The 12,865-nt window shown below is 44.3% G+C and carries 12 protein-coding genes; 2 read left to right on the top strand and 10 right to left on the bottom strand.

Annotation, left to right across the window (positions count from 1 at the left end; genetic code table 11):
• The first annotated feature begins 2 nt into the window (after window positions 1–2).
• Both BQ2674_RS07990 and rarD read left to right on the top strand, forming a co-directional pair.
• The gene (locus BQ2674_RS07990) at window positions 3–1,370 is read left to right on the top strand and encodes a uracil-xanthine permease family protein (RefSeq protein WP_075573253.1); all 1,368 of its coding nucleotides are present in this window, start codon (window positions 3–5) and stop codon (window positions 1,368–1,370) included.
• Between the two features lie 37 nt (window positions 1,371–1,407).
• Window positions 1,408–2,355, top strand: coding sequence for an EamA family transporter RarD (gene rarD, locus BQ2674_RS07985; protein WP_083222325.1), 948 nt, complete (start codon window positions 1,408–1,410; stop codon window positions 2,353–2,355).
• A gap of 11 nt (window positions 2,356–2,366) precedes the next feature.
• On the opposite strand, the gene BQ2674_RS07980 is transcribed toward rarD, so the two are convergent.
• The 10 genes from BQ2674_RS07980 to BQ2674_RS07935 form a co-directional block, all read right to left on the bottom strand.
• Entirely contained in the window at window positions 2,367–3,140 is a 774-nt protein-coding gene (locus tag BQ2674_RS07980; RefSeq protein ID WP_075573252.1) for an IclR family transcriptional regulator, read from the bottom strand.
• 197 nt (window positions 3,141–3,337) lie between these two features.
• Complete coding sequence (locus tag BQ2674_RS07975; protein ID WP_075573251.1) at window positions 3,338–3,874, bottom strand: 2-oxoacid:acceptor oxidoreductase family protein; 537 nt, start codon at window positions 3,872–3,874, stop codon at window positions 3,338–3,340.
• Window positions 3,875–3,889: 15 nt separating this feature from the next.
• Window positions 3,890–4,633: a thiamine pyrophosphate-dependent enzyme gene (locus BQ2674_RS07970; protein WP_075573250.1), complete on the bottom strand. Its 744-nt coding sequence runs from the start codon at window positions 4,631–4,633 to the stop codon at window positions 3,890–3,892.
• Window position 4,634: 1 nt separating this feature from the next.
• The gene (locus tag BQ2674_RS07965) at window positions 4,635–5,696 is read right to left on the bottom strand and encodes a 3-methyl-2-oxobutanoate dehydrogenase subunit VorB (RefSeq protein WP_075573249.1); all 1,062 of its coding nucleotides are present in this window, start codon (window positions 5,694–5,696) and stop codon (window positions 4,635–4,637) included.
• An 11-nt stretch (window positions 5,697–5,707) separates the two neighbouring features.
• The gene (locus BQ2674_RS07960) at window positions 5,708–5,926 is read right to left on the bottom strand and encodes a 4Fe-4S dicluster domain-containing protein (RefSeq protein WP_075573248.1); all 219 of its coding nucleotides are present in this window, start codon (window positions 5,924–5,926) and stop codon (window positions 5,708–5,710) included.
• Between the two features lie 43 nt (window positions 5,927–5,969).
• Window positions 5,970–7,307 carry an acetyl-CoA hydrolase/transferase family protein gene (locus BQ2674_RS07955; RefSeq protein WP_075573247.1) on the bottom strand — a complete coding sequence of 446 codons (1,338 nt, stop codon included), beginning with the start codon at window positions 7,305–7,307 and terminating at the stop codon, window positions 5,970–5,972.
• Window positions 7,308–7,339: 32 nt separating this feature from the next.
• On the bottom strand, window positions 7,340–8,803 hold the full coding sequence (locus BQ2674_RS07950) for an amino acid permease (RefSeq protein ID WP_075573246.1): 1,464 nt from the start codon (window positions 8,801–8,803) through the stop codon (window positions 7,340–7,342).
• Between the two features lie 60 nt (window positions 8,804–8,863).
• On the bottom strand, window positions 8,864–10,120 hold the full coding sequence (locus BQ2674_RS07945) for an MFS transporter (RefSeq protein WP_075573245.1): 1,257 nt from the start codon (window positions 10,118–10,120) through the stop codon (window positions 8,864–8,866).
• Between the two features lie 76 nt (window positions 10,121–10,196).
• A complete protein-coding gene (locus BQ2674_RS07940) occupies window positions 10,197–11,378 on the bottom strand; it encodes an aminotransferase-like domain-containing protein (RefSeq protein WP_075573244.1) in 1,182 nt (393 codons plus the stop codon).
• Between the two features lie 87 nt (window positions 11,379–11,465).
• Entirely contained in the window at window positions 11,466–12,857 is a 1,392-nt protein-coding gene (locus BQ2674_RS07935) for an FAD-binding oxidoreductase (protein WP_075573243.1), read from the bottom strand.
• Between the last annotated feature and the right edge of the window lie 8 nt (window positions 12,858–12,865).

The following is a 12,865-nucleotide window of genomic DNA, read 5'->3' as shown; positions in this document are numbered from 1 at the left end:
ATATGTCTACAGAAACTACGACCGTACATCACTATGAAGGCTCGCTTCTCGTCAAGCCTGACGAAGCTTTACCTCCCCTGCAGTCGCTCATTTTGGGGTTGCAGCACCTGCTGGCTATGGATATTTACGTCGTCCCTTTCATCATTTCGGGCATCCTTGCCTTATCTGTCAAGGATTCGGCATTTCTCATTCAGGCAACCTTCATTGCCGCCGGCTTGGGCACGCTCATTCAATCCCGTTTTCTCATGAAGCTCCCCGTCGCCCAGGGACCGTCGTACGTTCCCATCGGCGCCATTGCCGGTATTGCCGCGGCATCCGGCACGGGCCTTGACAGTCTGGCCGCCGTCTTCGGCGCCATTCTCGCGGGCAGTCTTGTCGTCTGCCTTCTCGGCCTGACAGGCATCGTACGCAAAGCCGTCAACTACTTTGTACCGCCCCTCGTAGGCGGCACGATTATCTTTGTCGTCGGCCTTTCCCTCATTCCCATCGGTCTGAAGGACAACATATTCACAGTCCGCGGCAGCGGCACGATTACGGAAAACATCGTCCTCGCTCTCGTATCCGGAGGCGTTCTTACACTCTGTGTCATGTTCGGCCTGCACTTGGGAAAAAAAGGGAACTGGCTGCGTATCGGCTCCGTTATCATGGCCCTCATTGCAGGCTGCCTCGCGGCCGCTTCCATGGGGCGCTTCTCCCTCAATGCCGTCGCCCAGGCGGAATGGTTCACTTTGCCTCATCCGGCCTTTGCCGGCTTCCCCGTTGCCTTTGAGCTTCCTGCCATCGTGACGATGATTCTAATCTATATTGTCCTTTTGGCGGAAACGACGGGCACGTGGTTTGCCGTAAGCTCCGTCATCGAAATACCGCTTACGGACGAGCAGCTCGACCGCGGCATCCTCGGTGAAGGGCTGAGCTGCTTTTTAGGAGGCCTCTTCGGCGGCACGCCCGCCACGGGTTACTCCACCAATGCCGGCCTCATTTCCATTACCGGCGTTGCCAGCCGCCATGCCTTTTACGGCTGCGCCTTCTGGATGCTGCTTTTCGGTCTGTCCAACAAGCTGGCCACTCTCATCGCCTCCATCCCGACACCCGTCATCGGCGGCATTTTTGTCATCGTCTCATCCATTATCGCCCTCAGCGGCCTGCGCGTCATTCGTCGGCTGGAGCTGGATGAACGCAACATGTTCATTATCGGCCTGCCCGTCATCACGACGCTGGCCCTTTATCTCCTGCCGCCGGACTATGTGGCAACGCTGCCGCAGCTCCTGCGCTATCTTTTGAGCTCATCTATTGCTGCGGCGGCCGTCGTGGCCATCATCTTGAACAAAGCATTGCCGAAGAAAATCAACCTTTACAACGACCGGCAATAATTCCGTACATTACTTACTATCCGGGATGTGAACTATATTGAACGAAAATGAATATAAAAATTATCGCCGCGGCTTACTGTCCACGTGCCTTTGTTATGTTATTTGGGGTCTGTTGCCCCTCTACTGGCACTTGCTCACTCACGTGAACGCCAACGAGATTTTGGCACACCGCATTGCCTGGTCCTTCGTCCTCATGTCGGCCATTCTCATCTTTTCGAATCAAAAGCACTTACGTGATGACTGCCGCCGTCTGTGGGCGGAAAAGAAGAAGCTTTTCTTCTTAATTGCAGCGGCCTTGCTTATTACGGCCAACTGGCTCACCTACATTTGGGCCGTCACGCACAACCATGTTCTCGACACGAGTATCGGTTACTACCTGAATCCGCTCATGTCCGTATTCCTCGGCATCACCTGCTTTTCCGAAAAGCTCAATACACCGAAAAAGGCCAGCCTCATCCTCGCTGCAACGGGTATCATCCTCATGACCTGGCAATACAGCCGCTTCCCGTGGATATCCGTTTTCCTCGCCTCATCCTTTGCCGTTTACGGTGCTGTAAAGAAAAGTCTGCATCTGCACCCGGTCTCGGGCATTACCCTGGAAACACTTATCGTGCTGGCACCGGCGGTCATTTATATTTACAACTTGGGCCAAGGTACGGGCGGCCACTTCAGTACAGCCGATGTCCCGACAGCTTTGCTGCTTATCGGCTGCGGCGCCGTCACGGCCGTGCCGCTTCTGCTCTTTGCCTATGGCGCCAATAACCTGCCGTTGAACGTCCTCGGCTTCATTCAGTATATCAGTCCGACGATTTCTTTTTTATTAAGTGTTTTCTTCTTTAAGGAAGAATTAGGTTTCGGCAAGCTCATTGCGCTGTCTTTTATTTGGGTTTCCTTGATTATTTTCACGATTTCTTCATTGCAGGTCAAAATCGACTATGTAAAGAATCCGCAAACCAAATCGCATTATAATTTATTTAGGCGATAAATAATGACTTCTTACGCTAATTCATTGGTAGCTATAGAAATATGCCGTGCCGCTTCTTTTAATAACTTTACTTTTTCATGAAATCGGCTGTCAGTAATGCGTGCCTTGGGTCCTGAAACAGAAATTGCGGCAATTGCTTTCCCATGTTTATTAAAAATAGGTGCGCCTATACAAAACAACCCTATTTCGCGTTCCTCATTGTCAATTGCATATCCTTGCGCACGAATTCGCTCCAGTTCCGTCTTTAATTCGGCTACATCCGTAATAGTATGCTCTGTAAATTGTTGAAATTTTGTGCCCTTAATAATTTGCCAATCAATATTATTAAAAGCAAGCATACATTTACCGACAGAGGAAGAATATGCGGCTGTGCTGGAACCGATTTGCGGATCGACCCCCAAAATTTGCTGCGGTCCTTTTGCCTTAAAGACCACGACACTGCGATATCCGTTAATGGGATCTGCATGAAGTACGGAGACATTAATAACTTCTTTTACTTTTTGGCAAAGCACCTCGGCCTCCGGCGCAACGATATCACTTAAAGAGTATGAATTGGCTACCATCATTCCGATCGTATATAAACTGGGGCCCAGCCAATATTTATCTGTAAGCTCGTTTTTCTGTACAAAGTTCTTTTCCTGCAGTGTATATAAGGTCCTGAAAACTGTACTTTTATATATGCCCAATGTCCCTGCAATTTGAGATACTCCCATTTCTTTTCCTTCACCGTATAATAAAAGCAATATATCGAGAGCTCTTTCTACAGATGCAATATTATTATTCATCTCCGCCCCTCCTTAGTAATGATAAAATATGAATAAATACATTCATATTTTATCATTACTATAATAAATTTCCAAAACATTTTAAATCCACCCGGACCGACGAAGTTGTCCGGGTGGATTTAAAATTAAGAGAGGGTTCGTTCTTTGCGTTATATTATAAATATTGGACATCGTAATACAGTATTAAATACCGGATACTATGTAAATGTAAACCCTGTTTTCATAGCGGCAGTGTTCAATGCTTCAAATTTCTCTTTGCCCTTACGCCGAAACGTATCGTTCATTCCGTCGATAGCTTCCTGCATAGTAAAATTTCCCGTTTTTTTAATAATAACACCGCTCATAATAATATTGGCACCTTTGGGATGATGTATTTCTTCCGCCAAATTTAAACATGGCACTTCAATGAGCTGAACGTCTTTTCGAAAATCTTCAGGAACGGACACCATATTGGAATTAATAATAACTACGCCTTCTTTTTTTACAATATCCCCGAATTTACTCAACGTTTCCTTATTCATTGCCAAAAGGATATCCGGCTCTTCTTTTTCCGGGCTGTAAATACGGCCTTCTCCGAATTTAACAACGCAACTTGCCGTGCCGCCGCGCATTGCCGATCCGTATTCCGGACTCCAGGTCGCGCTATACCCTTTATAAATAGCCATTTCGGCAAGCATTGTTCCCGCCGTGAGAACGCCTTGACCGCCTAATCCTCCTAAGAGTATTTCTTTCATTTTCGTATCCTCCTCTTATGTATCAGCTTTGGGTAACTTAAACTCCCCTATAGGAAAATAAGGTTTAATAACATTCTCAATATGCTTCATGGCCTGTATCGGGCTCATATGCCAATTTGTCGGACAGGGAGAAAGTATTTCCACAAAGGAATACCCTTCACCGGAAATCTGGACTTCAATAGCCTTCTTGATAAATTTTTTAGCCTGATGGATATCTTTGATGTTGGCAATACTGCCACGGGCAACATATGCAGGATTAAAGCTGTGAGCAATCATCTCCGGAAATCGCATGGGAAAACCGGTTATGTCACAATCTCGTCCTCCGACCGTTGTACTGGTCTTTTGTCCGGGCAACGTCGTTTGACTCATCTGCCCGCCGGTCATCCCATAATTCGTATTATTAATTACGATCGTTGTAAAATGCTCATTACGATAAGCGGCAGTAGTGCTTTCGCCGATACCAATACTGTAAGCATCCCCGTCTCCTTGATAAGAAATAATAATATTTTCCGGATTGACCCGCTTCATTCCGGTACACACCGCTCCGGCACGACCGTGAGGACAATGCTGACGATCGGCATTAAGGCCTCCGCCCAAAAGACTGGAACAGCCGACACCGATTCCAAAAATAATATTATTATCTTGTCCCAATTCTTCTAAAGACTCCGCAATCAATCGAATAACGACGCCATGGCCGCAGCCGGGGCAAAACCCCATAGGTTTGTCGATAATGTACGGGATTTTCTTTGCAACTGCCATATCAATATACCTCCTTTAAGGCTCCTGCTTTCATTTTTTGATAGTCGTCAATAATCGTTCGGCGCGGCGCGACTCCCCAAATATAAGGATGTGTATATACCGGAATCATTCCCTTGCCTTGGCGTTTTACCGTTAATGCGACATCATCAATGAGTTGTCCTGTCGCATTTGCTTCTATGGTCATAATACCCTTTACATGAGCACTTATCTTTTCAAAAGCCTTTTCGGGAAATGGCCATAAAGTAATAGGACGGATAAAACCCGCTTTTTCTCCCCGTGCGCGCAGAGTCTCGACGGCACCGACGGTACTGCGCCCCGGCAGCCCGTAGGAAACAAAAATATATTCGGCATCATTTAGATACCCTTCTTCCCAACGTTGTTCATTTTCTTTGATAAGGGCATATTTTTCGACCATCCACTCCTTGGCCTCCTGCACGCTGTTGCGGTCAAATATACCGATTCGGGGATGCGTATAATGCCCGTCCATGCCCCAATCGTATCGGTGCGGATCCTGCATTTCCGGAAGTTCACAATCTTCCATCATATGGCTAAGTGCCGCTTCCGTCTCCAGCATACAAACCATTCGATATTTTTCCGCCAAATCAAAACCGATACCTACAAGATCAACGGCCTCCTGAATACTTGAAGGGGCGAGTACGAACGGGCGGTAGTCGCCATTGCCTCCGCCGCGGGTATCTCTAAGATAATCGCATTGGGATGATACGAGCGTTCCGATACCGTTGCCGTACCGTACCGAATTAATAATAAGCGCCGGGAGCCGTTCATCTGCCAAAACCGAGATGCCTTCCTGCTTTAAGCTGAGCCCCGGCCCGCTGGAAGCCGTAAGTGCTCGGACACCGCAGGTAGCGGCGCCCACCACCATATGGATGCTGGCAACTTCTGATTCGGCTTGTACAAAGGTCCCTCCGACTTCAGGGAGACGCCATGATAAATATTCCAATATCTCTGTTGTCGGCGTAATAGGATATCCGGCAAACATTCTGGCTCCGGCTCGGACTGCCGCCTCGGCAATGGCTTCATTTCCTTGCATAAATTGTTTCATTTTTCTGCCTCCTAACTGCCCAAAACTTCATATACGCCGTCCGGACATACAATATAACAAGTACCGCAGCCGATGCATGCAGTATCATCAATGCAGGTATAATGATAGCCGCCGCCATTCACTTCATCGCTGAATGAAATACATTTTTTAGGACAATAAAAAATACAAAGTTCACATTGTTTACATCTCTCAAGACGTGTCAACACTTTCCTTTTTATCGTTTCATTCATTCCGGCTCCTCCTCGGATGCTACAAAGAATATATTTATGGTGATCAAATGCGTTTTTGACTTCTGCGCCAAATTTTCATATATTCTGCCTGTCTGATTAAGTTTTCTCTAAAATCCGGGTGGGCAATAGAAATAAGCAACTCCGCCCTTTCCCAGGTTGATTTTCCCTTCAGTTGAACTGCACCGTATTCCGTAACGATATAATTTGTTATAGTTCGAGGCATCGTTACAACAGTGTAAGGCTCAAAACAATTTCGGATGCGGCTAATGACTGTACCGTCTTTTTTCTTAAATGTCGACGGCAGGCAGATAAAACCTTTTCCGCCTTGAGAACGATATGATCCGAGCATAAAATCGATTTGTCCGCCGGTACCGGAAATCTGAAATATTCCGGAGCTCTCCGACGATACTTGTCCATACAAATCCACCTCCAAGGCTCCGTTAATAGCCATAAAATTATCATGCTGAGCAATAACAAACGGATCATTGACATAATTTACGGGAAAGGCGGCACAAGAAGAGTTGTTATTTACAAACTCGTAGCATTCCTTCATTCCCATTGCAAAAGTATAAACGTGTTTACTGCAATTAATTTTCTTTTTTCTCCCTGTAACACGCCCCGAACGCACCATATCCACCATGGAATCGGTAAACATTTCCGTATGAATCCCCAAGTCCGTCAAATCGGATACGGAGATCATCGCACCAATTGCATTGGGAATACCTCCGATTCCGAGCTGAATGGTAGCGCCGTCACAAAGTTCATTCATAACGTGATGCGCAATCCGTTCATCAACAGCGTCTGATTTTGCCGGCGGTACTTCTATAAGAGGATTGCTTGTTTCAACAACAAGATCTGCTTCGGAAATATGGACAGTTTCGTAGTAACCGCCCAAACAGCGGGGCATCTGATCATTTACTTCCAAAATGACGATTTTGGCATGATCAATCATTTCTTTATTATGAGAGACCTGCGGCCCTAAATAGAAATTTCCGAATTCGTCCATCGGAGATACGGGAACCATGGCTACCGAACAGTCATAAATTTTGCTGAAATATGTAGGAAGCTCATGATAAAGCATTGGAATATAGTAACATTTGCCTTCCTTCATCAGATGGCGTTCAACGGCACTAAACTGAAAGCTGTGATATGTAAAAGCGTTTCCTTCCGGATCCGCTTCAACTACAGCGGGCATGACAGGGTCAAAATCGGTACGGATCTTAACATCATGCAATTCATCCCGTCTTGCTGCCAAGGCCCTGTCCAAGGCGATAAGCGGGCTGCCGAAGGAGCCGTATTCCACCCAATCTCCGCTTTGTATGACTTTTACCGCTTCTTCCGGCGTTGTCAGTTTTTTCTTATATTCTTCTTGATAATTCATAATTCATCTCCCTCTAAACCCGCTTATTTTGATTATGTACGGGATTCTTTGATCGAAGAAAAATCGGCTTCTTCCGCTTTTATACCGTGCGTACGGTACTTTATTTTGTACCACATAAAAAGACACAGGAATAAAGGAACACTGCTGTATGTTACAATAAGCCCGCTCCAGTCAATGCTTTCATCAGTAATAAAGAATGTGGCTTGTCCCACTATAACAATGGTACAGACAACCATGCCTAAAATTGGCCCGAAGGGAAACCCGCGGCTGCTGTAAGGAAGTTCTTCCAGCTTCTTCCCCTGTGCTATATATGCCAGTCGAAAGCGATAGTGACTCCAGGCAATACCGAACCAGGCAATAAAGCTGGTCAGGCCGGCACCATCGACGAGCCAAACATAAACGGTACCGGTTCCTGCAAAAGAAGTAAGAAAAGACAGCATTCCGACAGCGGCCGTAGTAAGGACCGCAAGATAAGGAACGCCGTTTCTGCTCGTTTTAGTCAATAGGGCAGGCGCTTTTCCTTCCCGAGCCATGGCATAAAGCATGCGTGATCCGGCATAAATCCCCGTATTTCCACAGGACAGCACTGCCGTTAATATAATAAAATTCATAACGGTCGCGGCCATTGCCATTCCCGAGCGTTCAAATACCAAAACGAAGGGACTGACACCGATAGCTTCAATACCGCTGTGCAAGAGTTCGGGATCGTTATATGGCATAAGCAAACCGACAACGACGATCGTCCCTATATAAAACAGAAAAATTCGCCAGAATACCGCATGGATGGCCTTGGGGACATCACGTTTCGGATGCTCCGATTCTCCGGCGGCAACACCGATAACTTCAGTTCCCATAAAAGAATAGCCTGCAATAAGAAAAACACTGAAGCCGGCATAAATTCCTCCGGGAAACAGCCCTTCTCCTGCCGTCAGATTCTCAAAACCGACCGGCTTGTCGCCGATAAGTCCTGTAATAAGACCTACTCCGGCAATAAGAAACACAATAACGGTAATAACCTTGATGCCGGCAAACCAGAATTCCGATTCCCCGTACAATTTTGCCGATAAAACATTAAGGAAAATTAAAATCGTCAGAAACAAGGCGCTCCATAAAAAAGAACTTGTATCAGGAAACCAAAAGCGGATAAGCATGGCTGCCGCAACGAGTTCCGATGCAACGGTTACAGTCCAATTGAGCCAATAATTCCATCCCAGGGCAAATCCGAGCGCCGGATCAATAAACCGTGAAGCATAGGTTTCAAATGAACCGGATACAGGGATATAGGTAGACATTTCCCCCAAACTGGTCATAAGAAAATAAACCATACAACCGATAGCACTATAAGCAACAAGAGTTCCGCCGGCGCCGGCAGTACTGAGGGATCCTCCCATAGCTACGAAAAGGCCGGTACCAATCGTTCCGCCCAATGCGATCATATTAATATGGCGGCCTTTTAAAGTGCGTTTTAAAGTACTGTCACTGCTGTCGGACTTCATATAAAGCACCTCCTTTATGAAAAACAGAACATTGTTCTATTATTGTTTCATAAAAAAGTCTTATTCAGCAGTATGTGCTTCTTCGATATAGGGCCTGTTTTTTCTACGGAGCCGCAAAATTCCTATAGCCGCGAATGTACCGATAATTAAAACGATCCCTTGGAAAATAAACATGTAGGCATAGGCAGCATTGCCGTAAATATCCAGCCAATATCCGAACAATGTAAATTGGAAAAGATCCGGTGAAAATCCGACCGCCGCGGCAATGCCGATAGTCGATGCCGTCAATTCTCTCGGAATCCCGGCTTCTGTAATAGTCGCATAGTAAGAGCCCCGTCCAATATAAACGGCTGCCGATAAAATAAGCGTTAATGCAATAATAAACGCGGCACTCATTTCATGAACTGTCAATAACAAAATGAAACCCAGCACGCCCAGGACCTGCACTCCTACCAAAACCTTCGAAGGAGATTTGATCCAATCAGACAGAAAACCGCCGATCGGAGCCCCCAGCAATGTCATGCCATGTTGGCGTAAAATCGCGACCCATCCGGTAAAAACGATGGTTACTCCCAGAACATTCGTAAAATAAGGAGTAAAATATGTTAAGGTCGTTAAAAAAGAATAAATGGAAAACACAAGAATGGCAACAAGCCAAGTTGCCGGATTTTTACCGACAAGCATAAAATCCTTGACAATATTGGACTGTTCTTCCCGAATAAGCTGTTTTTTGGGACTTTCCAATACGATACAGACAATAGCACCTAATATGATAGATAATATAGCAACTCCAATCATTGCTGCCGTAAGCCCGGCAATCCCTTCCATAAATTTCACATAGATAGCCATCATCATCATATTGATAATAATATTCCAGACACCTATAAAGGTTTCATTGAAACCGAAGATTTTTCCCTGGTTTTCATCAGTAGTCAGGCTCCTGATAATTTTGATATGAGCGGGATAATTCATAAACAAACTGGCAAATGCAAAGCCTACCCACATAGCTACCGCAAAAGAATAAGTCGGGTTAAAAACGAAAGCCAAGGTAATTAATCCATTTAATATGACAGAACCGGCATAAATATATTTATAATTGAACCGGTCGGCAAACCAGCCGCCTAAAGGGGCGCCCCAAACATTTCCGAAACCGTAAATCGTGATAAGAAACCCCATCTCCATATTTGTACCGTGAATAAATTCTTTGAAAGGGTCATACCAAATATACTGAATAAAGGGAATAATATAAACAATGGACCAACACGCACCTAAAATAAGCATAGTAAATACTAATTTGGGGCTTATCTTGTAACTCATATGAATACCTCCTCAAAAAACACAGCTATACTCAAACAAGAATATCCGCACCTGCAGGTATACCGACAGGATTTATTTAGCAAACGCCATGCAGTGCTTGCCCTAACAGTTTAATTCCTTCTGCGATTTTTTCTTCCGATACGGTTGTAAAATTCATTCTCAATGTATTTTTAGGTCCTTCATCGGCATAGAAAAATTCACCGGGTACATAGGCTACGCCTTTTTCTAAAGCAATATCCAAAAATGTACCGGCATCTAAATGTTCCGGAAGTGTCACCCAAATAAACATGCCCCCCTCCGGCCGGGTAAAGGAAACGTTTTCGGGAAATTCTTTGCTCATCTGTTCTAACATTAAATTGCATTTACCTTTATATCGTTGTTGAATCTTTTTAATATGAGCTTCAAAGTCAAAAGATTGAATATATTCCACGGCCTGAACCTGACAGAATTGATTGCACTGCAAGTCCCAGCCTTCTTTAATAAGTTCCGCCTGACGAATAATTTCAGAAGTTGCGCAGATCCAAGCCAATCGTAAGCCGGGAGCTAAAACTTTTGAAAATGATCCCAAATAAACAATCTTCCCTTCTGTATCCATGGATTTTAAAGACGGGACCGGGCTTCCTTCAAAGCGAATTTCTCCATAAGGATTATCTTCAACGACTAATACATCATATTTTTTAATTACTTCCATAAATGCTATTCGCCGCTTTAAAGACCAAGCCTTTCCCGTTGGATTTTGAAAATTCGGGATAACATATAGCAGCTTAACCTTCTGATTTTCACGAAGACTCTTATCCAACAGCTCCGTATCTATACCTTCGTCATCAGTATCCACACCGATAAACGATACTCCATAAGGACGGCAGGCATTAATTCCCCCCAAATAGCTGGGATTTTCCGCCACAACAATATCACCTTCCTCAAGAAGCATCATTGCACATAAAGCAAGCCCTTGTTGCGACCCCGTCGTCATAATAATATTTTCCGGCAGTGCCTCCACGTTTTCTTTAGATTTCATACGGTGAATAATGGTATCAATCATAGGCCCGTACCCTTTTGTCAAGCCGTATTGAAAAGCAATTTTTCCATGTTTATGAATTGTTGCCTCTGTCGCTGCAGATAAATCATCTAACGGAAACAAATCAGGATCCGGAAGCCCTGCTGCAAAAGAGATAACACCCGGACGCTGCGAGATCTTCTTTTGCACATCACGAATAGCAGACGGTTTGATTCTGGACATTCTTACAGAAAAGTTCATTATACTCACACTCCTTTTATCAGCATTCTTAATGAAGCTTACAGTAAAATACTTTTTACAGATTTTATTTTTACCGGAAGTTATTTCTTAATCTAATATGCAGTTTGGATTTAAAATACCTTTCGGGTCGAAAATATTTTTAATGCCTTTCATAATTGATAATATTCCGGGGGAATATTGCATGGTCATGTAATCTTTTCGGGTTTTCCCGGTTCCGTGTTCTGCCGTTATTGTACCGCCATAAGTAATTGCCGCCTCATAAAACTCCCGCCGTATATCATCTGCCCATTCCGGGACAGAACCATCATTATTCCTCAAAATAAAATTGTGAAAATTCCCATCTGCTACATGTCCTACTCGCGGTGTCGTTGTTCCATATTTTGAGGCAATATTATCAAAATCGGTAAGTAAATCATTTACATGGCACATGGGCACTGCCGTATCAAGAGAATCAACAAAATACGGCTTAAATACCTCATATATGGCAGAACGAATATCTAAAATAACCTTCTGCTTCTTTTCATCTTCTGCAATAATACAAGTTAAGGCTCCTGTTTGAGCTGAAATCATATCTATTTTTTCTGCCATTTCATATAACTCGTCTTCCGACTTCCCTTCCAGCATATAAATGATATCAACATTACCCCTATCATGGAGTGGCCAAGGTTTTCCGATTTCCTCCGCTGTTTTTAAAGCTATAACTCTATCCATATATTCTACTGCTAAAGGAATAATGCCTGATGTCTGTACTGCAGCTACACAATCTATTGCATCCTTGGCATTATTAAAAGATACAACCATGGCTCCGGTATGCTCTAATCGTGGATGAAGTTTAAAAGTAACTTCTAAAATAACGCACAATGTTCCTTCAGAGCCAATAATTAAATGCATAAGATCATAACCCATGTTGTTTTTCAGTAATTTTCCGCCAAGCTGTACAATTTCACCGGAAGCAAGACATACTTTTAAGCCTTTAACATAATTCCGCATAATACCATGTTTTACGGCCCGGACTCCACCGGCATTTTCAACGGCTAAGCCGCCAAGTTGTGCTCCCTCATCGCCAGGATGGCAAGGAAAATAAAGTTCATGTACTTCTTTATCTAAGAATTCGTTTAATTCATATAAGGTAACTCCGGATTGTGCCGTTATCATCATGCCTGTACGGTCCACTTCTATAATATTTTTAAACCGTTCCATTGATAAGATGACACTTGGCTTTGTCGGAACGACGGCACCACAGGCACCGGTACCGCCACCACGAGGAATTACATAAAAATTCATTTCATTTGCTGTTTGTAATATTTGAGCTACTTCTTCATTTGTTGATGGACGGACGACAATACAATCCGTATTGGCCTGTGGTCTAATTAATTCTTCTGTTTCATCGTACAAATATCTTTTTACATCTTCAGATAAGGTGTAGACATATTTTTCCCCACAAATCTTCTGCAATTGACAAATGATTTTTTGTTCCATTAGGCATT

Source organism: Megasphaera coli, assembly GCF_900095855.1.
GTDB classification, from domain to species: domain Bacteria; phylum Bacillota; class Negativicutes; order Veillonellales; family Megasphaeraceae; genus Megasphaera; species Megasphaera massiliensis_A.
The sequence above is the reverse complement of the archived record's forward strand: the minus strand, read 5'-3'. Positions and strand labels throughout refer to the sequence as shown.

Bases quoted from the DNA above. Each gene is read 5' to 3' on its own strand.
- BQ2674_RS07990 (WP_075573253.1), top strand. From the start codon at position 3: ATGTCTACAGAAACTACGACCGTACATCACTATGAAGGCTCGCTTCTC.
- BQ2674_RS07980 (WP_075573252.1), bottom strand. From the start codon at position 3,140: ATGAATAATAATATTGCATCTGTAGAAAGAGCTCTCGATATATTGCTT.
- BQ2674_RS07975 (WP_075573251.1), bottom strand. From the start codon at position 3,874: ATGAAAGAAATACTCTTAGGAGGATTAGGCGGTCAAGGCGTTCTCACG.
- BQ2674_RS07970 (WP_075573250.1), bottom strand. From the start codon at position 4,633: ATGGCAGTTGCAAAGAAAATCCCGTACATTATCGACAAACCTATGGGG.
- BQ2674_RS07965 (WP_075573249.1), bottom strand. From the start codon at position 5,696: ATGAAACAATTTATGCAAGGAAATGAAGCCATTGCCGAGGCGGCAGTC.
- BQ2674_RS07960 (WP_075573248.1), bottom strand. From the start codon at position 5,926: ATGAATGAAACGATAAAAAGGAAAGTGTTGACACGTCTTGAGAGATGT.
- BQ2674_RS07955 (WP_075573247.1), bottom strand. From the start codon at position 7,307: ATGAATTATCAAGAAGAATATAAGAAAAAACTGACAACGCCGGAAGAA.
- BQ2674_RS07950 (WP_075573246.1), bottom strand. From the start codon at position 8,803: ATGAAGTCCGACAGCAGTGACAGTACTTTAAAACGCACTTTAAAAGGC.
- BQ2674_RS07945 (WP_075573245.1), bottom strand. From the start codon at position 10,120: ATGAGTTACAAGATAAGCCCCAAATTAGTATTTACTATGCTTATTTTA.
- BQ2674_RS07940 (WP_075573244.1), bottom strand. From the start codon at position 11,378: ATGAACTTTTCTGTAAGAATGTCCAGAATCAAACCGTCTGCTATTCGT.
- BQ2674_RS07935 (WP_075573243.1), bottom strand. From the start codon at position 12,857: ATGGAACAAAAAATCATTTGTCAATTGCAGAAGATTTGTGGGGAAAAA.